Below are 21,690 nucleotides of genomic sequence, written 5' to 3'. Positions count from 1 at the left end.
TATCCACAACCCTCGCGTGATGTGGAATCGGTCATGTTCAGGTGTGGAGCAAAGTTGTCCGCGAACTGTGGACAGTGGGATTTTCCCAGGTCAGTGCAGTAATTTTGTTCGCGGTACCAGTTAGTTGCGGGGTTGGGGATCGGGGCTGACCAGGTAGTTCAGCACAGCCACATCCCCAAGTTGTTCCACACCCGCCAGGTGCAGCCTGCGACCAGCGCCACCGGGGAACTCGGCCGGTCCGACAAAGCGTGGAGCCGCCGGATCGCCGACCAGGATCGGGGCGATCGCCAGGCGGATCTCGTCGACGAGGTCGGCAGCCAGGAAGCCGGTGTGCATGCCGGTGCCGCCTTCGACCATGAGCCTGTGGATATCTCGGGTGGCGAGGTCGGCGACGAGGGCGGGGAGCGCTGGTCGCGCGCCGAGGCTGATCACCTCGGCCAGTCCGTCGAGCCGGTTGCCCAGCTTCGCGGCGCCGGCATCGGAGGTGTAGACGAGTTTGTCGCCGCCGGTGTGCCAGAAGCGCAGGTGCGGATCGAGATCACCGGAATCGGTGACGGTCACCTTCACCGGATACTCCGGCTTGCCCGCCGACACCCGCGCGGCCCGGCGCTCGGCGCTGTTCACCAGCAATCGGGGATTGTCGGCGCGCAGCGTTTGCGCACCGATCAGGATGGCGTCGGATTCGGCGCGGATCTGATCGACCCGATCGAAGTCGGCGGTATTGGACAGCAGGAGTCGCTGCGTACTCGCGTCATCGATGTAGCCGTCGAGACTGGCCGCCACCGAAAGCAGAACCTTCATCTGGTCACCAGCGCGGCGACCTCCGCCTCGAGCGCGGAGATGAGTGCCTCCGACGGACGTTCGCCGCAGACCTCGAGCCAGTTGGCGAGCATCCGGTGGCCGCCCTGGGTGAGCACGGACTCGGGGTGGAATTGCACGCCGTGGATGGGCAGGGTGCGGTGGCGCATCGCCATCACGATGCCGCTCTCGGTGTGGCCGACGACGACCAGCTCCTCGGGGACGGTCTCGGGGAGCACCGTCAGCGAGTGATAGCGGGTGGCGGTGAAGGGGTCTGGCAGACCGGCCAACACGCCCGACCCGAGATGGAACACCTCGCTGGTCTTGCCGTGCAGCAGTTCGGGTGCCCGATCGACGGTGCCGCCGAACGCCTCGCCGATCGCCTGATGCCCGAGGCACACGCCGAGCAGCGGCATATTGTGCCTGGCGGCCGCATGCACGAGCGGGATGCTCGCGCCCGCGCGGTCCGGGCTGCCGGGGCCGGGGCTCACCAGCACACCGTCGAACGCGCCGCCCACATCGCCGACGGTGAGCAGGGTGTCCAGATCGTCTAGGCGAGGGTCGTCATTGCGCCAGACCACGACGTCGGCACCAAGCTGGCCGAGGTACTGCACCAGGTTGAACACGAAGCTGTCGTAGTTGTCGACGACCAATACACGCATGCGTCGAGGGTACGTGGCGACCCACGTTCTCGGCGCGCCTGGCGCCGCTGGACTGAGTGGAGGGTGCGACGAAGGGCAGCGCCAGCCGCCGATGACACGGCCTGGTGGGATAGCCTAGGAGTTACCTTTACTCCGAATTCGAGGACGTCATGCCCAAGTCCAAGGTCCGCAAGAAGGCCGATTACACCCCGAGCCCTGCCAGCCGCACGCCGGTGAAGGTCAAAGCGGGGCCGTCGCCGGTCTGGTACGTCGCGATCATGCTGGGCTTCATGCTCGCCGGCCTGGTGTGGCTGATCGTCTACTACCTGGCGCAGGATCACATCGAGTTCATGCTCGATCTGGGCGCCTGGAACTTCCTGATCGGGTTCGGCCTGATGGTCGTCGGCCTGATCATGACCATGCGTTGGCGCTGATCGCGGCGGATTACACCGGTGTTATTCATGCACACCTGTGGATAACCCTGTGCACAACTCGAGGATAGAGGGGCGAACAACCGCGTGAACGACGCACAACCCGTCTCGTGGTCGACCCCTGTCGCAGGCCTGCTCGCCGTTACCGGCGGCGGAATCCTGCTGGTCGTGACCGCAATCCTCGCCAATGACGGGCCGAGCAGGCTGCTCGTCGGCTTCGCCGCGGCTGCCGTGCTGGCAACGTCGGCCCTCGGTCTCCGGCAGCGCCCCCGGCTCACCATGATTCCCGGCTCCGCGCCGCGCCTGGTCGTCGGCACGCTCACCGGTCCGAAGGAATACCCACTGGACCGGATCGACCGGATTCGGATGGTGTCCTACCGCCGCATCGGCCGCAAAACCGCGATGCTCGAGGTAGACGTCCGCCACGAAGACACCGAGCGTTTGCTGATCTTCGGCCGCTGGGACCTCGGCACCAACCCCCACGACGTCTACGACGCCCTCGTCGTCAACGGCTTCGCCGCTGTGACATAGCGGCTGGCGCCGAGAACGTGACTTCGGACTGACGTTGTTTCACGTGAAGCAAAGAACTCCCCGCCGCGATGATCCGCGGCGGGGAGTTCTTTTATGGCTGTGATCAGTCAATAGTCACGGCCGACATGATTACCGGCTCGTCGGGGCGGTCATTGCGATCGGTCTTCACCGAGGCGATCGCGTCGACCACCTTGCGCGAATCGGGGTCGACTACCTCGCCGAAGATCGAGTGCTTGCGGTTGAGATGCGGCTGGGCGCCGACGGTGATGAAGAACTGTGAACCATTGGTCTCGGTGCCCGCGCCCGCATTGGCCATCGCGAGCAGATAGCCGCGGTCGAAGCGCAGATCCGGGTGGAACTCATCGGCGAACTCGAAGCCCGGCCCACCACGGCCGGTGCCTGTCGGATCGCCGCCCTGGATCATGAACCCCGGGATGATCCGGTGGAAGACGGCGCCGTCGTAGAACGGGCCACTGTCCGTACCGCCGGCGTTGACGGTGGAGTACGGCGCGCTGCCGTCGGCGAGACCGACGAAGTTGCGCACCGTCTTCGGGGCGTGGTTACCAAAAAGCGCGATCCTGATGTCGCCATGGTTGGTGTGCAGAGTCGCCACGGCCGTCTGGTTGGGTGAGGTCACGCAGTTATGGTGCCACGCGGCAAGCCGAATCTGTTTGTGCCACAGTGGTCGAATGAAGCTTCGTAATCCGCTCATCGCGTCGATCGCGCTCGCCGGGGCGGGCGCCCTGGCCTACCTGGCCCGCGCCAAGCGTCCACAATTGCCCGAACCGGCCGCCGAGCCGCCGCGTCTCGGTTATTCCCGCAACGGCTCGGCGCACTAGTTCCGGCTGTACCTCAGCGGCTGACCGACTTCTTGTACTGGATCTGAGCCAGCGGCACGAAGACGATCAGGATCACCACGACCCACACCAGTGACGTGGTTACCGGATGCTGCATCGTCCACGCGTCCGAGGGCGGGGCCAGCGGACTGGTGTTGCCGAACAGTTCGCGGACCGCCTGGGTGACCGCGGACATCGGATTCCACTCGGCGAATATTCGCAACGGCGTCGGCAGATCGTTGATCGGCACGAACGCGTTGGACAGGAAGGTCAGCGGGAAGATCACCATGAAGCTGGCGTTGTTGAACACTTCCGGTGCCCGCACCAGCAGACCGACCACGGCCATCATCCACGACAGCGCGTACGCGAAGAGCAGCATCAACGCGTAGGCCAGCACCGCGTCGAGGAACGACCCACGGATCCGCCAGCCGACCACCAGGCCGGTCAGCGACATCACCACCAGGCTGACGATGTTGATCACCACATCGCTGATGGTGCGACCGACCAACACTGCCGATGACGCCATCGGCAGTGTCCGGAATCGGTCGATGATGCCCTTCTGCATGTCCTCGGCCAAGCCGGCGCCGGTGAACGAGGCGCCGAACACCACGGTCTGGACGAAGATGCCCGCGATCAGGAATTCGCGGTAGCCGCCTTCCATACCGGGGACCTTGATCGCCGAGCCGAAGACATAGGCGAACATCAGCACGAACATGATCGGCGACATCGTGGTGAAGATCAGCACGTCGGGCACGCGCTTGATCTTGATGACATTGCGTTTGGCGATGGTAATGCTGTCGCTCACCACCATCGACAGGCGTTCGCCGAAGCCTGGATGGGCCACCTCGGCTTTATCGAGCGTGACGGTCATCGGTTCTTTCCTTCCGCGGCGCCCACGGTCGCCGACTCGCGATCACCGTTGACGAGTTCTTCGGCCTCGTGCCCGGTGAGCGTCAGGAAGACATCGTCGAGCGAGGGTCTACGCAGTGAGACGTCGTTGATCTGCACCTTGTGCTCGGTGAGCCGCCCGATGGCGGTGACCAGGTCCTGTGACCCGTCGGCCACCGGCACGGTGAGCTTGCGCAGGCCGGGTTCGAGATGGATCTCGCCATCGGCGAGCCCGCTCAGCACCTGCTGCGCGACGGCCAGTTGATCGATGTGGCCGACAGTGAGTTCGATCCGGTCGCCACCGACGAGGGCCTTGAGTTCGTCGGCCGTGCCGCGCGCGATCACCTTGCCGTGGTCGATCACCGCGATCGCATCGGCGAGGCGGTCGGCCTCGTCCATGTACTGGGTGGTGAGCAGCAGCGTGGTGCCGCCTGCGACCAGTTCCTCGATGACGTCCCACAGGTCGAGCCGGGCACGCGGGTCGAGACCGGTGGTCGGCTCGTCGAGGAACAGCACCGGCGGATTGGCCACCAGCGCGCCTGCCAGGTCCAGGCGCCTGCGCATACCGCCCGAGTAGCCCTTCACCGGCCGGTCGGCGGCATCGCTGAGCCGGAACCGGTCGAGCAGTTCGCGGGCCCGCTCCTTACTGCGCTGGGTGCCGAGGTGGTAGAGCCTGCCGACCATTTCGAGATTCTCGAAGCCGGTGAGGTACTCGTCGACCGCGGAGTACTGGCCGGACGCCCCGATGCGCGAGCGAATGGCCTGTGGATCTTTGAGCACGTCGACGCCCGCGACAGTGGCGGTGCCCTCGTCGGGGATCAGCAAGGTGGTGAAAACGCGGACGGTGGTGGTCTTTCCCGCGCCGTTGGGGCCGAGAAGTGCGGTGACGGTACCTTCCGGAACGGAGAGGTCGAGTCCGTCCAGGGCGACGAGTTTCCCATACCGTTTGACCAGCCCCTCGGCGACGATTGCGTCGGGCATGATTCTCCTGGAGTCGTGGTTGGCGAAGCTTTGCCCCAGTATTGCCCTACCCACCGACAAGTCGCACATGAAATTTCGACGGGGCCCGGCGTCAGATGTACACAATTGTTCGACATGCCGAGACGCGGCGACACGCGGCGAATCGGACTGATTTTCCCTCTCGAGACACGAACAAGAGCACCTTTTCGTTGTGCCGCCGCCACCCGCGAGACGAGAACAGGTTCACCCTATTTCTCGCGTAAAGCATTGCGTACCAGCCGATTCCGCTCTCCGCAAGACACTTGAAAGGTACCCGGCGCGCGGACACGGCGATCATCACACCCCAGCCCACCGCCGACACCCGCGCCGACAACCGAAAAATCTCGCGAACTCGCCCGGTGCGCGTACACGAATTCCGCGCGTATCGCGTAGGATCATTCAGGTCGGCCCCTCCCCCCCGGGCCGACCCTACGCGGGCCTCGGCTAACTCCCCCCCTTCGCCGAGGCCCGCTCCCCATTTTCCGGCAAGGTCGCAGCTCGGCAGATCAGCCGATGCGCACCGGTACGCCGAGCGTCACAGTCCGGCCACGTTCCGGCGATCACCCGGCAACCAGGGTTATCGTCGCCCCATGATGCCTGGTCGCGGTGCGATCGCCGGGGTCGTCTTATCGCTGACGCTCCTGGTTGGTTGCACCGGATCCACCGACGACGAGCACCCCACCGCGACGCCGACCGCCGAACTCCCCCCGAATCAAGTCGCCGGTGTCGCGCTGCCCGCCGACGCGGTCGACAAAGCCATCGGACGGCTCGACGAACTGGCGGGCTCGCTGATGGACTCCAGTCGCATCCCCGGCATGGCTGTCGCCGTCGTCCACGGCGGAAAGACCGTGTACGCGAAGGGGTTCGGTGTTCGTGCGGCCGGTGCGCCGGACAAGGTCGACGCCGATACCGTCTTCCAACTGGCCTCGGTGTCGAAGTCGCTGGCCGCGACCGTCGTGGCCAACCAGGTCGGCGCGGACACGGTCGAGTGGACGACCCCCGTCGTCACCCACCTCCCGTCGTTCGCGCTGGCCGATCCCGCCACCACGGCCCAGCTCACCGTCGGCGACCTGCTCGCGCATCGCAGCGGCCTGCCCGACCACGCGGGCGACCGGCTCGAAGACCTCGGCTACGACCAGGCCGCGATCCTCGACAAGCTGCGCCTCGAACCCCTCGACCCGTTCCGGATCACCTACCACTACACCAACTTCGGATTCACGGCCGCAGCCGAATCCGTGGCCGCGGCGGCCGGGAAGGACTGGGCCCAGCTGTCGGCCGATGCCCTCTACACGCCCCTCGGCATGCGCGACACCAGCTCGCGCTTCGACGACTTCCACGCCCGCCCGAATCGTGCGGTCGGGCACGTGAACATCGATGGCGACTGGGTCGCCCGCTACGTGCGCGACCCAGACCCCCAGTCCCCCGCCGGCGGCGCGAGCTCGTCGGTGAACGACATGGCCCGCTGGCTGACGATGCTGCTCGGCGACGGCACAGCGGGCGCGACGACCATCGCCCCGCCCGAAGCGCTGCTACCCGCCGTCACGCCACAGATCGTCTCGGCACCGCCATCGACGCCCGCCGCGCGGGCGGGCAGCTACGGGTACGGCTTCAATGTGTCGATCTCCTCGGCCGGTCGCACCGCCAACAGCCATTCCGGCGCCTTCACCCTCGGCGCCGCGACCAACTTCCTGGTGATCCCGTCCGCCGACGTGGCCATCGTCGCGCTGACGAACGCGGCGCCGCTCGGCATCCCGGAGACCCTCACCGCCGAGTTCGGCGATCTGGTGCAGTTCGGCGAACTGCGCGAGGACTGGCGCGGGCTGTACCGCGAGGCGTTCACCGGCGTCAACGAGCCCGAAGGCGACCTTTCCGGCCGGCCGGCCCCGGCGAATCCGGCTCCCGCGCAAGCACTACCGACCTACGCGGGTACCTATGACAGCGACTACTGGGGCCCCGCGACGATCTCGGCGACCGAATCGGGCCTGATCCTCACCATCGGCCCCGCACGGCGGGAGTACCCACTGCGGCACTGGGAAGGTGACACCTTCGCCTTCGATCCGAGCGGTGAGAACGCCCCGCCCGGCAGCGTCTCCTCGGCGCGGTTCGCCGACGGCACGCTGACCATCGACTACTTCGACGAGAACGGCCTGGGCACCTTCACCAGAAGTAATTGATCAGGCGAACGCGCGCCACGCGGTCGCCAGCCGCGCCGCCCTGACCTTGCCTGCCACCCCGAGCAGCGGCACGTCACGCTCCCAGCGCTTCCTGACCTCCGGGTCAACCGGCGCCCACAGCGGCTCCAGTTCCGCGCGCAGACCGGTGAGCCGATCGAAGAGGCCGCCGAGCGCGATGTGCACACCCGGAGAGCTCGGGTCCTCGGCACCGACCCCACGTACCGCCGCAAACAGCGCCAGCAGCTGTTCTACGGGCTCCGCGGGCCACTGGGCTAGCCGGGCAACCCGGACGAGTTGACCGAGCACAGCGGCCACCACGTGCAGGTCCTCGACCGTCCGGAACGGCTTCAGATAGTCCGTGTAGCCGTCACCGGGCAGCACTTCGCCCGGCGCGGCGTCGAAGGTGACTCCCGCGTGCGGGATCTCGGGTGCGAAGGGCAGCGCGGGCAGCGGCGTGATCGCGGTGGACACACCGGCGGGCACCAGCACGGCGCGCAGGATCGGCCTGCCATCGGGCTGGGTACCGGATCGGGCGATCACCAGGAATCGATCGGCGAACGTCCCGAGCGTGGCGAAGGATTTCGTCCCGCTGACGACACCGTCGGCACTCACCGTCGTGGTCATCGTCGACGGCCGCGCACCAGCGGCTTCGGTGGCACACATCGAGGAGAGCGCGGCGGGATCGAGCGAGGGCACCAGCGCGTGCAGCGCTTCCTGATATCCACCGAGAAACGCGAGACCTGTGCCCGCACTGTCGAATCCGGCGATCGCCGCCCGGTCGATGGAACTCGCGAAATCGTGGGACCGTGCACGGTGGTGTGCCCACACCGCGGCGAAATCAGCCGAAACAGAATCGGCGGGTGTGGTGGTGAGGAGAAAATCGAATACCGAGGAATTCACAGATGTGGAGCCTAGGGGAATCGAACCCCTAACCCCTGCCTTGCAAAGGCAGTGCTCTGCCAATTGAGCTAAGGCCCCTTACTGGTCGCTGACCAGTTGGCAACCCGAAATCAGCGAGTGGTGACGTCGCGCCAGAGGTCTGCGTCGTCGCGCTTGCGGAATTTGCTGACACCGATGAGAACGGCGATCACAACACCGACCATGAGGACAATCTTCATGATTCCCACCCTACTGTGCTGTTCGGGAGTGGGCCTAGGAGGACTTGAACCTCCGACCTCTTCGTTATCAGCGAAGCGCTCTAACCGCCTGAGCTATAGGCCCGAACTCATTTCGATCCCTGCCTGAGCAGTGAACCGCAACGAGAAACGAGGTTACCTTACCTGGCTACCGATAACCAAAACGGCCGGTCAGGCCCAGTTTTCTGAGCTGACCGGCCGTCGGAGAAAACCTACTTCTAGTCGGGATCGGCCAGGGTTATCTGGATGCCACCGACCAGATCGCAGCACTGGTTGTAGATGAACACGCCGACCGTGGCCAGCGCGGTGAACAGCACCACGTTGATCAGGCCGATCACACCCGCGTAGCCGAACACCGTGCCCGCGTCGATCAGGCTCGACGAGCTGCCCTCCTGGTTCAGCATCTCGCCCAGCGAGTTGTCCAGGTTGTCCCAGACGCCCATGCCTGCCAGCACGATGTAGAGCAGGCCGACGGCCACCATCCACACGAAGAACAGCGCGACGCTGATCACCAGCGTGATCTTCAGGGTCGACCACGGGTCGATCCGGCGGATCTGCACCGTCGCGCGAAGTGGCTCACCCGACGCGGCGGCCGCGATGGCCACCGGAGCCGCGGGCGAGACCGTGCCCGCCGCGGCGGCCCGTGCACTCGGCCCCATGCTGTGCTGTTGGTACTGGGGCTGCGGCGCCATCGGTAGACCGGGGGGCACCACCGGCGCCTCGGGTGCCGGGTGGCGCACGTCGGATAGGTCGGGCATGTCCTTGACCAGTTCCGGACGCGCGATGCTGCGGGTCGGCCCGTCGATACCGACGGACTTCACCATCGCCGCTTCCTTGCGGGCCGCCTTGGCCGCCAGGTCCGCCGTGGTGCGGGCGTTGGACGCACCGCTGCCCTTGAGCCCGCCCGAGGCCGCCCCCGATGAGGGCCGTCCCTGGCTCGGCGATTCGCCGGGCCGGTACAGGTTCGACTGCGGTTCGCGCTGCGGCAGCTGAGCCCACCCGTCCTGGTAGGGCGACGATTTGCTGCCCTTACCGTCGAGCGAATCGGTCCCGGCCGCACCGGATTCCGGCGCCGCGCCCTCGACCGGATCGCCCTGGCGTGGGATCGGCCGCGGCGGGATCGGAGACGTGGCGATCCGCTCGGTGACGCCGTTGGTCTGGTTCCGATCGTCGTTCGACTGATTCGGTGTGGTCAATGGAATCCTCAGATCCGTTCGTTGCCGCCGCTATTTGGTGTGTTACTCCGAAGCCGCGTCGCCGAGGAGCTGATCGGGATCGGGCTCGTCGGCGTTGCGCGCGATCGCTAGCAAGGTATCGCCATCCGCGAGGTTCATCAATCGGACGCCCTTGGTCTGGCGTCCGGCCTTACGAACCTGCTTGGCTGCGGTGCGGATGACGCCACCACTGGATGTGATCGCGTACAACTCGTCCTCGTCGTCGACGATGAGCGCGCCTACCAGGCTGCCACGCTTCGGATCGTATTGGATTGTCAATACGCCTTTTCCGCCACGGCCCTGCGCGGTGTACTCCTCGATCGCGGTCCGCTTGGCGTACCCGCCGGCCGTCGCGACCAGCAGATATGTCTCCAACCGGACCACATTGAGCGAGAGCAGCTCGTCGTCGGTGTTGAAGCGCATCCCCTGCACGCCGGAGGTGGCGCGACCCATCGGACGCAGCGCCTCATCGGTCGCGGCGAAGCGGATCGACTGACCGTGCGCCGAGACCAGGAGCAGGTCATCGTCGGACGAACACAGCACCGCACCGACCAATTCGTCGTCGTCGCGCAGGTTCACCGCGACGATGCCGCCGGAGCGGTTGGAGTCGAAATCGGTGAGTTTGGACTTCTTCACCAGACCCGCGCGTGTCGCGAGCACCAGGTACGGGGCGTCCTCGTAGGTCTTGAGCTGGATGATCTGGGCGATCTTCTCATCCGGCTGGAACGCGAGCAGGTTGGCCACGTGCTGACCACGCGCGGTCCGGTTGGCCTCGGGCAGCTCGTAGGCCTTGGCCCGGTAGACGCGGCCCTTGTTGGTGAAGAACAGCAGCCAGTCGTGCGTGGACGACACGAAGAAGTGCTTGACGATGTCGTCCTGCTTGAGGCCGGCGCCCATCACGCCCTTGCCGCCGCGCTTCTGCGAGCGGTAGAGGTCGGTCTTGGTGCGCTTGGCGTAGCCGGTCTCGGTGATCGTCACGACCACGTCCTCGCGGGCGATCAGATCCTCGTCGTTGACGTCACCGTCGGCGGCGATGATCCTGGTCCGGCGGTCGTCGCCGTACTTCTCGACGATCTCGGCCAGCTCGTCACGCACGATCGCGCGCTGACGTTCCGGCTTTTCCAGAATGTCCTTGTAGTCGGCGATCTCGAGCTCGATCTTGGTCAGATCGTCGATGATCTTCTGCCGCTCCAGCGCCGAGAGGCGGCGCAGCTGCATGTCCAGGATCGCGGTCGACTGGATCTCGTCGATGTCGAGCAACTGCATCAGCCCGGTGCGCGCGGTGTCGGTGTTGGCCGAGCGGCGGATCAACGCGATGACCTCGTCGAGCACGTCGAGCGCTTTGACCAGGCCGCGCAGGATGTGAGCCCGTTCCTCGGCCTTGCGCAGCAGGTAACGGGTGCGCCGGACGATGACTTCCAACTGGTGGTTGGTGTAGTACCGGATCATCTGGTCCAGGCGCAGCGTGCGCGGCACCCCATCGACGATCGAGAGCATGTTCGCGCCGAAGCTGGTCTGCAGCTGGGTGTGCTTGTAGAGGTTGTTCAGCACCACCTTCGCCACGGCGTCACGCTTGACCGTGACCACGATGCGCATGCCGACACGGTCGGAGGACTCGTCGTGGATATCGGAGATACCCGCGATCTTCGCGTCCTTCACCTGCTCGGCGATGGAGTTGACGAAGTTGTCGGTGTTGACCTGGTACGGCAGTTCGGTGATGACGATCGTGGTGCGACCACGCGCGTCTTCCTCGATCTCCACCACACCGCGCATGCGGATGGAACCGCGACCGGTGGTGTAGGCGTCGTGGATACCCTGGCCGCCGACGATCAAGCCATGCGTCGGGAAGTCGGGGCCCTTGACCCGTTCCATGCAGGCGGCGAGGGTGGATTCCTCGTCGGCCTCGTAGTTCTCCAGCGCCCAGTAGATGGCCTCGGCCAGCTCGTTGAGGTTGTGCGGCGGGATGTTGGTCGCCATACCGACCGCGATGCCGTTGGAGCCGTTCATCAGCAGGGCGGGCACGCGCGCGGGCAGCACGGTCGGCTCCTGCGAGCGACCGTCGTAGTTCGGGACGAAATCGACCGTCTCCTGGTCGATATCGCGCAGCATCTCCATCGCGAGCGGCGTCAGGCGGCACTCGGTGTACCGCATGGCGGCCGCGCCGTCGTTGCCGCGGGAACCGAAGTTGCCCTGGCCGTCGACCAGCGGGTAGCGCAGCGACCACGGCTGGGCCATGCGCACGAGGGTGTCGTAGATCGACGAGTCGCCGTGCGGGTGGTAGTTACCCATGGTCTCGGCGACCGGGCGAGCGGACTTCACATAGCCGCGATCGGGACGGTAGCCGTTGTCGTACATCGCGTAGAGCACGCGCCGGTGCACCGGCTTGAGGCCGTCGCGCACATCGGGCAGCGCGCGGCCAACGATCACGCTCATCGCGTAATCGATGTAGCTGTTCTGCATTTCGGTCTGGATGTCGACCGGTTCGATCCGGTCGCCCGCACCGCCGGTCGGCGGCAGCGTGGTCTCAGTCATCAAATCTCCTTCGAGGGGCTGACATGCGAACGGGCGCGCCCCAGGGCGCAGCGCCGCTTACACATCGAGGAAACGGACGTCCTTGGCATTGCGGGTGATGAAGCTGCGACGTGCCTCCACGTCCTCGCCCATCAGCACGGAGAACAGCTCGTCGGCCGCGGCCGCGTCGTCGAGCGTCACCTGACGAAGCACCCGAACCGCGGGGTCCATCGTGGTTTCCCACAGCTCCTTGGCGTTCATCTCGCCCAGACCCTTGTAGCGCTGGACGCCGTCTTCCTTGTTGATCTTCTTGCCCGCGGCGAGGCCGGCCTCGATCAGCGCGTCGCGCTCGCGGTCGGAGTAGGCGAACTCCGGCTCCGTACGCATCCACTTGAGCTTGTACAGCGGCGGCTGGGCCAAGAACACGTGACCGTGCTCGACCAGCGGACGCATGAAGCGGAACAGCAGCGTGAGCAGCAGCGTCGCGATGTGCTGACCGTCCACGTCGGCGTCGGCCATCAGGATGATCTTGTTGTAGCGCAGCTTGGCGATATCGAACTCGTCGTGGATACCGGTGCCGAACGCGGTGATGATCGACTGGACCTCGTTGTTCTTGAGGACACGGTCGATGCGGGCCTTCTCGACGTTGATGATCTTGCCGCGCAGGGGCAGGATCGCCTGGTACATCGAGTCGCGACCCGACTTCGCCGAGCCACCGGCGGAGTCGCCCTCGACGATGTAGATCTCGCACTTGCCCGGATCCTTCGACCGGCAGTCGGCCAGCTTGCCCGGCAGTCCGCCCAGGTCGGTCGCCGACTTGCGACGCACCAGCTCGCGCGCCTTACGGGCGGCCATCCGGGCCTGCGCCGAGGACACCGCCTTCTGCACGATCGTCTTCGCGTCGGCCGGGTTGGCCTCGAACCAGTGCTGCAGGTGCTCGTTGCAGGCACGCTGCACGAACGACTTGACCTCGGTGTTGCCCAGCTTGGTCTTGGTCTGGCCCTCGAACTGCGGCTCGCCGACCTTGACGCTCACGATGGCGGCCAGGCCCTCGCGGATGTCGTCACCGGTGAGGTTGCCGTCCTTCTCCTTGAGGAGCTTCTTCTCCTTGGCGTACTTGTTGACCACCGTGGTGAGCGCCGCGCGGAAGCCCTCTTCGTGGGTGCCGCCCTCGTGGGTGTTGATCGTGTTGGCGAAGGTGTGGACCGACTCGGAGTAGCCCGAGTTCCACTGCATCGCGACCTCGAGCTCGTGGCCGGTGCCCTTGACCGTGTAGCCGACGACCGAGTTGTGGATGGCCGACTTGGTGCGGTTGATGTGGCGGACGAAGTCCACCAGACCGCCCGGGTAGTGGTAGGTGCGGGTCTTCACCTTGTGTTCGACCGCTTCCGCGGCGACCACCTCGGCATCCTTGGGCGCCTCGGCGGTCTCACTCACCACTTCGTCGGTGACGTCGCCGACGGCGACCCGCTCGTCGGTGAGCTTGATGGTGAGGCCCTTGTTCAGGAAGGCCATCTCCTGCAGGCGCCGCGCCACGGTCTCGAAGTTGTAGGTGGTGGTCTCGAAGATGTCCGGATCAGCCCAGAACCGCACCGTGGTGCCGGTCGCCTTGGTCGGCTCGCCCTGCATGAGCTTGCCGGGCTTGGCGTCCTTGTAGGTCTGGTTCCAGTGGTAACCGTCGACGTCGATCTCGACCTCGACCTTGGTCGAGAGCGCGTTCACCACTGAGATACCGACACCGTGCAGACCACCCGACACCGCATAGGAGTCGGAGTCGAACTTGCCACCCGCGTGCAGCTGGGTCATGACGACCTCGATCGTCGGCACGCCCTGGGCGTGCATCCCGACCGGGATGCCACGACCGTCGTCGATCACCTCGACGCCGCCGTCGGCGAGCAGGGTCACCTCGACCTTGCTGGCGTAACCGGCCATCGCCTCATCGACCGAGTTGTCCACAACCTCCCAGATGAGGTGATGCAGACCGCGTTCACCGGTGGACCCGATGTACATGCCAGGGCGCTTGCGCACCGCCTCGAGGCCTTCGAGGACCGTGATGGAAGAGGCACCGTAGCCTGAATTGTTGCCCGATGCGTTGGAGTCGTTGGCAGCCACTTCTCGGTAGCTCTCCTTACTTGCTGATCCCTGGCGCAGCGATCCGGGCAGCACGCGCACGGCTCCAGAGGAGCCATCAGAAATCACGGACTGCACAGCACGCGCCGAGGGTTCGCCGCTGGTTACGTCACCATCCTACTGGTAAGCCCAACTTACAGTGCACCTACGACACCCCTGAGGTCGCCGTGAATGCAAGAAATCGCCAAACCGCGAGGCGGTTCCGCCTTCCCGAGCATTTTGCCGTTCGTAGGCGCAAATAGAGTACGTCCTCGGACCAGCTGTCGAGATGCCTGAGATTTGTAGGGTTCGGCGGGAAGTTACCCGTTCGGAGTTATCCACAGGCTCTGTGCACATGTCCACAACTTCGGGCCTGAGAGCAGCGCGGACGCAACGGATCTCGCCCTGGTCACCGCGCGGCTACCCGTAGGTATCGCGCGGGCCACGGCCCTTGATGTGGCGATCGCCCTTGCGCCAGCTCGGCGCGGCGGGGCCGGTGATGCGCAGCGAGGTGACCACGCCATGACCGACCGCGGCATTGATCTTGGCCAGGATCTGGCTCTGCAACATGCGCAGCTGGGTGGCCCACGCGGTGGACTCCGCGGCGATCTTGAGCACACCGCCTTCGAGGGTCACCGGGGTGGCGTGGGACGCGATGTCCTCACCGACCACGCGCGGCCAACTGCCGAACACCGTGCCCTCGGCTACCTTGCCTGACCAGCCACGATTCTTCGCGAGCGAGCCGCTGAGCGCGCCGAGGAGCTGGGGATCACGAGCATCGGGGCCCGAGCCGGACCAGCCGCTGCGGCGCCTGCCACCGGCCCGCAACTTGCGCACCGGCGATGCCCTGCCCTGCCCGACGGACTTGCCACTCGCCTTGGCCGCGGCACGCGCCTCCTCCAGCGCACGGCGGGCCAGATCGATGCCGCGCAGCTCCGGTGCGGGTTCTTCCGGCACGGGTTTCCGCCTTCCGGTGTCGAGGGTGGCCGAGTGTCGATGGAGTCTACGCCGGGGCGCCGACAGGCTCGTCGAGCACTGATCCGGCATATGTCCAGCATGTTGCCGGTTTTCCACAGGGCCTGGGGATAACTATCGCGATCTGTGCATATCTTCGGCGTGTTCGACGACCTCGGGGACGATCTGTGAGATACGCCGGTCGGCCTCACCGGTCGTTTGCACACGCAACGGTTCGGCGGCAAGTTCCGACGGCACGTCCTCGGCCACCGCGGCCGTGATCAACACCTGCTCAGCACCCGCGGCCACCTCCGCGAGGGCGGCGCGGCGGCGGCGGTCGAGTTCGGCGAACACGTCGTCGAGCAGCAGCACCGGTTCGGAGCCCTCATTGCGCAACAGCTCGAACGAGGCCAACCGCAGCGCCAGGGCGAACGACCAGGACTCACCGTGACTGGCGAATCCCTTCGCGGGCGCGCTGCCGAGCAGCAACTCGAGATCGTCGCGATGGGGACCGACCAGACAGACCCCGCGATCGAGTTCCCGGTTCCTCGCGGCGGCCAGCTCGCGCAGCATGATCTCGTGCAGCAGCTGTGCATCGCTTGCCTCGGGCACCCTGGCCGGATCGAGGAGTTCCGGTGGGAGATACGCGGAGCGGTAAGTGATTGCGGCAGGGCGTGATTCGGGGGCGATCGACCGATATCCCTGGGACAGATGGGGATACAGGTCGTGGACCAGGCGCAGCCGCTCGGCGAGCAGCACCGCCGCGTGGTCGGCGAGGTGCCCGTCCCACACGTCGAGGGTGCCCAGATCGGCACGCGAACGAGACTGGCGCCCAGCGGTTTTCAACAGGGCCGAGCGTTGCCGCAACACCTTGTCGTAGTCGGCGCGTACACCGGCCAGCCTGGGCAACCGGGCTGTGGACAACTCGTCGAGGAACCGGCGCCGCTCCCCCGGATCCCCACGCACCAGCGCCAGATCCTCCGGCGCGAACAGCACGGTGTGCAGAATCCCCAGGATTTCGCGTGAGCGGCGAACCGGCGAGCGATTGATCTGCGCGCGGTTGGCACTGCCCGCCTTGAGTTCCACATCCACGCGCAGTTCCCGGCCGGTGTTCACCACGGTGGCCCCGATCCTGGCCTGGGTGGCGCCCATCCGGATCAACGGCGCGTCGGCGGAGACCCGGTGCGAGCCGAGCGTCGCCAGATAGCCGACCGCCTCGAGCAGATTGGTCTTGCCGTTGCCGTTCGCCCCGAGCAGCACCGTGCGCCCTGGGGACAACTCGAGGTCGGCGTGTTCCCACGAACGGAAATCACGGACCGACAGCTCACGGATGAACATGCAGGCCTAGCCGCCCCCGCCGCCGGCTCAGCCGGGCAGCCGGACCGGCATCAACAGGTAGATGTACTGGCTCTCCAGCGCAGCGAACGCGCCCGATTCGAGCACCTTGGGCTCCTCGTCGGAGGCTGGCAGCAGTACGGCGGGACGGCTGGGCGTGGTGAACCCGAAGGTGACCCGGTCGGTGTGCAGCGCGGCCAGGCCCTCGGTCAGGTAGCCGGGGTTGAACGCGATGGTGAGCGGTTCACCGCGGAAATCCGCTTCCAGCCATTCCTCGGCCCGGCCGGCGTCGTCCCCACCCGCTGACAGCAGCACGCCGTCTGTGGAGAACTCGAGCCGTACCTGGGCACCACGCTCGGCCACCAGGGCGACACGCTTGATCGCCTCGGACAGCACGGCCACGGGCAAGGTGGCGATGGAGGTGTGCTCCTTGGGGAGCAACTGGCGGAACTTGGGGAATTCCGCGTCGAGCAGCCGGGTGGTCGTGCGCCTGCCGCCGTTGACGATGCCGAGCAGGCCATCGGCGCCGCCACCGCTGCCCAGCGACAGCTGCACGGGTGCCTCGGCGGCACCGAGGGTCTTGGCGGCCTCGGACAGCGTGCGCGCGGGGATGAGCACCGCGGTCTCGATATCGGAGCGGGTCGGCTGCCACTGCAGGTGGCGCACGGCGAGGCGGAAGCGGTCGGTGGCGGCCAGCACCACGTCGTTGCCCTCGATCTCGACACGGATGCCGGTGAGCATCGGCAGGGTGTCGTCGCGGCCCGCGGCGACGGCGACCTGGCCGACGGCCTCGGCGAACACGTCGACGGTGAGTTCACCGGTCTGCTGCGGTACCTCGGGCAGCTGGGGATAGTCCTCGACCGGCATGGTCGGCAGGGAGAACTTCGCGCTGCCACAGGCGATGAGTACGCGGGTGCCGTCGACGGAGACATCGACCGGCTTGTTCGACAGCGACTTGGTGATGTCGGCGAGCAGGCGGCCCGAGACCAGCACCTGGCCGGGACCGGCGACCTCGGCCGCGACGCGCATCTGCGCGGAGACCTCGTAGTCGAACCCGGAAACCGTCAGGCCGTTCTCGTCGGCCACCAGCAGCACACCGCCCAGAACAGGCACCGGAGGCCGGGACGGGAGACTGCGTGCCACCCAGGCCACCGATTCGGCGAAGTCCTCTCGGGCGACCCGAAACTTCATGCTCGCAAGCTCCATCGCCCGATTTGTCCTCTCCGAGTTTCGAATCCGTGTGCGGGGGTGTGTCAGCGGAGTTGAACTGCTGTGTCGGCCGCGCCATGAGTCTCGCACAACCAACCGACAACCAAACGGTACCCGTGCAGTGCGCGAACTCCGCATCGACCCTCCCGGCCGATTCCGCCTCGTCGGATCACCCCGTTCCTCCTTGCCTGCCTGTGAGTGAACAACCGACGAAGCCGAGCCTCCCCAACCGAGTTTCCACACACCCTGTTTTAAAAGAGTTCTCTCTAGAAGGAGAACTGAAGTAGTAGTAGGCACTGTGGAATCTGTGGATTTCGCCCGAATCCGCAGGTCAGAGCGCTTGATGGCATGGGGATGACCTTGGGGTGACTCGAGGATGAATCAGCGGTGGCTGTGGAGGGATGAAGTTGTCCCCATTCCATCCTCGAGTTGTCCTCGAGTTGTTCCACCGGATTCACCCGGTTGTTCACACGTCGGGCCAGCCTGGTGGCAACGGTGTGGATTCCTCGAGGACTCCACAGGGACTCCTCGAGGAATCCACAGGCCGGATTCGGTGACATCGCAGGTCACCGCTAGTGCACAGGTGTTAGTGGAGCGTCTTGTGGATGATGTGGACAACTGCCTGTGCATGAACGCTGCACACCCGCGCCCAACACCCTGTGCACCGACCGGTGCACAAAGGTGTGGATTCCTCGAGGAATCCACAGGAATTCCTCGAGGAATCCACAGGGCAAAAAAGAACACCGCCCCAGCTCAGGGCGGTGTTCGGGGTTGGGGATGAAATCAGCGGGAGCGCTGTTTAATTCGGGCTGTGAGTTCTTGGACCTGGTCGTAGACGCGACGGCGCTCGGTCATCTCCTTGCGCACCTTTTTCTCCGCGTACATCACCGTGGTGTGGTCGCGACCGAACGCCTGGCCGATCTTGGGCAGCGACAGATCGGTGAGCTCACGGCACAGGTACATCGCGATCTGACGGGCCTGCGCCAGCGGACGCGCCTTGCCGGGCCCGGTCAGCTCCTCGAGCGTGGTGTTGAAGTACTCGGCGGTGACAGCCATGATCGTCGCCGCGTTGATCTCCAGTGCCGCGGTATCCGGCATCAGATCGCGCAGCACCACCTCGGCCAGCGAGAGATCGAGCGGCTGACCGTTGAGCGAGGCGAACGCCGTCACCCGGATCAGCGCGCCCTCGAGCTCACGGATATTGCGCTCCACCCGGCTCGCGATCAGCTCGAGCACGTCGTGCGGCACATCGAGCCGGTCCATCCGCGCCTTCTTGCGCAGGATCGCGATGCGAGTCTCCAGCTCAGGGGGCTGCACATCGGTGATCAGGCCCCACTCGAAGCGGGTCCGCAACCGTTCCTCCAGGGTGGCCAGCTGCTTGGGCGGGCGATCCGAGGACACCACGATCTGCTTGTTCGCGTTGTGCAGGGTGTTGAAGGTGTGGAAGAACTCCTCCTGGATGCCTTCCTTGCCCTCGATGAACTGGATGTCGTCCACCAGCAGGATGTCGGTCTCGCGGTAGCGGCGCTTGAACGCGACCTTGCGGTCGTCGCGCAGGCTGTTGATGAAGTCGTTGGTGAATTCCTCGGTGGAGACGTACTTCACTCGCATGCCGGGAAACAGTCGCTGCGCGTAGTGACCCGCCGCGTGCAGCAGATGGGTCTTGCCCAATCCCGAAGCGCCCCAGACGAACAGCGGGTTGTAGGCGCGTGCGGGCGCCTCCGCGATGGCGACCGCGGCCGCGTGCGCGAACCGGTTGGACGCGCCGATGACGAAGGTCTCGAACGTGTACTTGGCATTGAGACTGGCCGACGCAGAGGACTGCGGCGGCGCCTCTGGCGACTTGTTGAAATAGGTCGGCCAGTTGTTGCGGTTGCTCACCACCGGTTCGTCGTCGACCGGCTGGGCACCGGGCTGACCTGGGAACGGTTTGTCCTGGCCCTCGGCGCTCGGCTCCTCGGAGCGGGCGGCGGCGGGCTCGTCGGACGGCCTGCCGCGGTTCGGCGCACGCTGCGGCGACGGGTCGGGAGTGAACAATGACTCCTGCCCGGAGTGGTCGCGGCGCGGCGCGGCCGCCTGCTCACGGCGCGCGGGCGGTGCGGTCTCGGGAACCCGCTGGTCCGGACGCCCGCCACGGAACTCACCGCGGCCGCCGAACTCGGCACCGGGATAGTCGGGTGCCGGGTACGCCGCGGTCGGCTCGAAGTCGGTGCCGGGGAACTCGTTGCGCTCGCCCTGGTATTCGGGTGTCTGGGTGTAGTCGGCCGGTGTCTGCTTGTACTCCGGCTGCTGGCCGTACTCCGAGGGTGCCTGCTGGTATTCGGACTGCTGGCCGTAGTCGGCGGGTGCCTGCTGGTACTCGGGCTGGCCGTACTCCGAGGGAGCTTGGTTGTATTCCGCGGACTGGCTGAAGTCCGACGGTGTCTGCTTGTACTCCGGCTGCTGCTGGTACTCGGGCTGTTGCTGCTGGTACTCCGGTTCGGCCGGGTACTCACGGTGCCCCGCGTAGTCGTTGCGCTCGCCGTACTCGCCGGCCTGCCCGGGGTACTCCCGGCCGCCGTAGCTGTTCGGGTACTCACCGTTGGCCGGATAGTCGGGGGACGACTGATAATCGTTGCCGTACTCGCCGCCCTGGGCGGGGTACTCGCCCGCGCCGTAACGCGGCCTGCCGTACTCGCCGCGAGCGGCGTAGTCGGGAACACTGAAATCGGGGCCGGGATAACCGGCGGGCGGGCGCACCTGCTCGCGCGGACGCTCCGGCCTGCTCGTCATCCTGGCGTGCCGAGGCGAACTACCTGCCCGCTCCCCCGCGGCCGGGCTCGGCGCGGCGATGCGTACGCCGAGTCCTTCCACTTGGGGGCCGAGCCTGCGGCCGAGCGATCGCAGGATCGGCTCGCGCAGATCGCGCTCGATCGCCTCCTGTGCCAGCGACGACGGAACCGACAGCAACGCGAAACCCTGCGCGACGGTGAGTGGCTTCACCAGCTTCAACCAGGCCTGCTGCGCACGACTCACCGCGGGGATGGCGCCGTCGGCAGAGCCGGTGGTGAGCTCGGCGACCACCTCCGGCCACACTGTGGCCAGCACGTTTTGCTCGTCGTCCATACAGCGTCCTCCCCGGACCGGTTTGTTGGGGCCCACGGCCTTCGCGCACGCCGGAAAGCACCCGTGAACAGGTGTAATCCAGTGATCCTGCGTACAACCGAAGCCGGTTCGAACGCTGTGGCCCGGTGATCGGCGGACTACGGCGCGGGCACCGACGGCCCCACGAATATGCCACTGCGGCCGTCTGTCCACATAATTATCCACAGATGTGGACAAACCTGGGGATAAAGGAATTCTGCCAGCGTGTGGCAGCGAATGGGGCTGGACCTGCGGTTCTTCAGCAATCCCCCGGCTACAGAGGTTAGCTGGCCGGGCCACGCAACGCCAGGGGTGTGGAAGAACTCACGAAAAGTGGCCGCATGCGTCACTGTGGCCCGGGCGTGTCGTGCCTGGTCGGGCTCCCCCCACGTCGAACAAGCACCGATCCCTTGGTCCGTTCGGGCGTCCGGTAGCCTTGACGCTGTGCCGGTGACAGGTACGTGGGGGCCGAGTTTGACCCGTCCCTTCGGGATAAGTACCCTCGTACAGTCACCCCTTGGCGCGGTTGGCGGCTGTCTGCTGCACATCGATCGCCAAGGCAATCTGTGCGTAGACCGCGGTCCGCAGCGCAGACAAATCATTTGTACAGACTTCGGGCGCCGAATGGTGCCCACCTACTACAGGAGTGTTGACCGTGGCCAAGGGCAAGCGGACGTTCCAGCCGAACAACCGTCGTCGGGCTCGCGTCCACGGCTTCCGTCTCCGGATGCGTACCCGTGCGGGTCGCGCCATCGTTGCGGCGCGTCGCCGTAAGGGCCGTACCGAACTGACTGCCTGATC

At 66.1% G+C, this 21,690-nt stretch carries 18 protein-coding genes and 2 tRNA genes; 5 read left to right on the top strand and 15 right to left on the bottom strand.

The annotated features are described in order from the left end of the window. Nucleotides 1-120 precede the first annotated feature (120 nt). Complete coding sequence (locus tag ACFXKN_RS09160) at nt 121-801, bottom strand: RibD family protein (protein WP_378947165.1); 681 nt, start codon at nt 799-801, stop codon at nt 121-123. Further along, nucleotides 798-1,460, bottom strand: coding sequence for an aminodeoxychorismate/anthranilate synthase component II (locus tag ACFXKN_RS09155; protein WP_378947168.1), 663 nt, complete (start codon nt 1,458-1,460; stop codon nt 798-800). Before ACFXKN_RS09155 ends, ACFXKN_RS09160 begins: the two co-directional genes overlap by 4 nt. Before the next feature lie 149 nt (nt 1,461-1,609). On the opposite strand from ACFXKN_RS09155, the gene crgA reads away from it, so the two are divergent. Both crgA and ACFXKN_RS09145 read left to right on the top strand, forming a co-directional pair. Further along, entirely contained in the window at nt 1,610-1,873 is a 264-nt protein-coding gene (gene crgA / locus ACFXKN_RS09150; RefSeq protein WP_378947171.1) for a cell division protein CrgA, read from the top strand. 84 nt (nt 1,874-1,957) lie between these two features. Next, nucleotides 1,958-2,401, top strand: a complete 444-nt coding sequence (locus ACFXKN_RS09145; RefSeq protein ID WP_378947174.1) for a PH domain-containing protein — start codon at nt 1,958-1,960, stop codon at nt 2,399-2,401. A gap of 103 nt (nt 2,402-2,504) precedes the next feature. Here ACFXKN_RS09145 and ACFXKN_RS09140 read toward each other — a convergent pair whose 3' ends face one another. Then, on the bottom strand, nt 2,505-3,038 hold the full coding sequence (locus ACFXKN_RS09140) for a peptidylprolyl isomerase (RefSeq protein ID WP_378947177.1): 534 nt from the start codon (nt 3,036-3,038) through the stop codon (nt 2,505-2,507). Nucleotides 3,039-3,090: 52 nt separating this feature from the next. Here ACFXKN_RS09140 and ACFXKN_RS09135 point away from each other — a divergent pair, with 52 nt between their 5' ends. Continuing rightward, complete coding sequence (locus tag ACFXKN_RS09135) at nt 3,091-3,240, top strand: hypothetical protein (protein WP_378947180.1); 150 nt, start codon at nt 3,091-3,093, stop codon at nt 3,238-3,240. 13 nt (nt 3,241-3,253) lie between these two features. Here the strand turns inward: ACFXKN_RS09135 and ACFXKN_RS09130 are convergent, their stop codons facing one another. Both ACFXKN_RS09130 and ACFXKN_RS09125 read right to left on the bottom strand, forming a co-directional pair. Beyond that, on the bottom strand, nt 3,254-4,048 hold the full coding sequence (locus tag ACFXKN_RS09130) for an ABC transporter permease (RefSeq protein WP_378948184.1): 795 nt from the start codon (nt 4,046-4,048) through the stop codon (nt 3,254-3,256). Between the two features lie 56 nt (nt 4,049-4,104). Beyond that, on the bottom strand, nt 4,105-5,106 hold the full coding sequence (locus ACFXKN_RS09125; RefSeq protein ID WP_378947186.1) for an ATP-binding cassette domain-containing protein: 1,002 nt from the start codon (nt 5,104-5,106) through the stop codon (nt 4,105-4,107). A gap of 608 nt (nt 5,107-5,714) precedes the next feature. Between ACFXKN_RS09125 and ACFXKN_RS09120 the strand changes: the two genes are divergently transcribed. Beyond that, nucleotides 5,715-7,298 carry a serine hydrolase gene (locus ACFXKN_RS09120; RefSeq protein ID WP_378947189.1) on the top strand — a complete coding sequence of 528 codons (1,584 nt, stop codon included), beginning with the start codon at nt 5,715-5,717 and terminating at the stop codon, nt 7,296-7,298. On the opposite strand, the gene ACFXKN_RS09115 is transcribed toward ACFXKN_RS09120, so the two are convergent. The 10 genes from ACFXKN_RS09115 to dnaA form a co-directional block, all read right to left on the bottom strand. Beyond that, nucleotides 7,299-8,198 carry an acyl-CoA dehydrogenase gene (locus ACFXKN_RS09115; RefSeq protein WP_379432827.1) on the bottom strand — a complete coding sequence of 300 codons (900 nt, stop codon included), beginning with the start codon at nt 8,196-8,198 and terminating at the stop codon, nt 7,299-7,301. 5 nt (nt 8,199-8,203) lie between these two features. Next, nucleotides 8,204-8,276: transfer RNA gene (locus ACFXKN_RS09110), tRNA-Ala, on the bottom strand. 169 nt (nt 8,277-8,445) lie between these two features. Beyond that, a tRNA-Ile gene (locus ACFXKN_RS09105) sits at nt 8,446-8,519 on the bottom strand. 133 nt (nt 8,520-8,652) lie between these two features. Next, nucleotides 8,653-9,630, bottom strand: a complete 978-nt coding sequence (locus tag ACFXKN_RS09100; RefSeq protein WP_379432826.1) for a DUF3566 domain-containing protein — start codon at nt 9,628-9,630, stop codon at nt 8,653-8,655. A gap of 42 nt (nt 9,631-9,672) precedes the next feature. Beyond that, on the bottom strand, nt 9,673-12,180 hold the full coding sequence (gene gyrA, locus ACFXKN_RS09095) for a DNA gyrase subunit A (RefSeq protein WP_379432825.1): 2,508 nt from the start codon (nt 12,178-12,180) through the stop codon (nt 9,673-9,675). A gap of 57 nt (nt 12,181-12,237) precedes the next feature. Then, entirely contained in the window at nt 12,238-14,271 is a 2,034-nt protein-coding gene (gyrB, locus tag ACFXKN_RS09090; RefSeq protein WP_379432824.1) for a DNA topoisomerase (ATP-hydrolyzing) subunit B, read from the bottom strand. A 417-nt stretch (nt 14,272-14,688) separates the two neighbouring features. Next, on the bottom strand, nt 14,689-15,225 hold the full coding sequence (locus tag ACFXKN_RS09085; RefSeq protein ID WP_378947204.1) for a DUF721 family protein: 537 nt from the start codon (nt 15,223-15,225) through the stop codon (nt 14,689-14,691). Nucleotides 15,226-15,357: 132 nt separating this feature from the next. Then, on the bottom strand, nt 15,358-16,560 hold the full coding sequence (gene recF / locus ACFXKN_RS09080) for a DNA replication/repair protein RecF (RefSeq protein WP_379432823.1): 1,203 nt from the start codon (nt 16,558-16,560) through the stop codon (nt 15,358-15,360). Nucleotides 16,561-16,587: 27 nt separating this feature from the next. Then, on the bottom strand, nt 16,588-17,763 hold the full coding sequence (dnaN, locus tag ACFXKN_RS09075) for a DNA polymerase III subunit beta (RefSeq protein ID WP_056822597.1): 1,176 nt from the start codon (nt 17,761-17,763) through the stop codon (nt 16,588-16,590). Between the two features lie 786 nt (nt 17,764-18,549). Next, nucleotides 18,550-20,871, bottom strand: coding sequence for a chromosomal replication initiator protein DnaA (dnaA, locus tag ACFXKN_RS09070; protein WP_379432822.1), 2,322 nt, complete (start codon nt 20,869-20,871; stop codon nt 18,550-18,552). A 673-nt stretch (nt 20,872-21,544) separates the two neighbouring features. Between dnaA and rpmH the strand changes: the two genes are divergently transcribed. Then, a complete protein-coding gene (gene rpmH, locus ACFXKN_RS09065; RefSeq protein WP_082843828.1) occupies nt 21,545-21,688 on the top strand; it encodes a 50S ribosomal protein L34 in 144 nt (47 codons plus the stop codon). The last annotated feature ends 2 nt before the right edge of the window (nt 21,689-21,690 follow it).

This window comes from Nocardia sp. NPDC059195, assembly GCF_042754695.1.
Classification (GTDB): domain Bacteria; phylum Actinomycetota; class Actinomycetes; order Mycobacteriales; family Mycobacteriaceae; genus Nocardia.
Note: the sequence above shows the minus strand (reverse complement) of the source record. Positions and strands in the feature narration are given on the sequence as shown.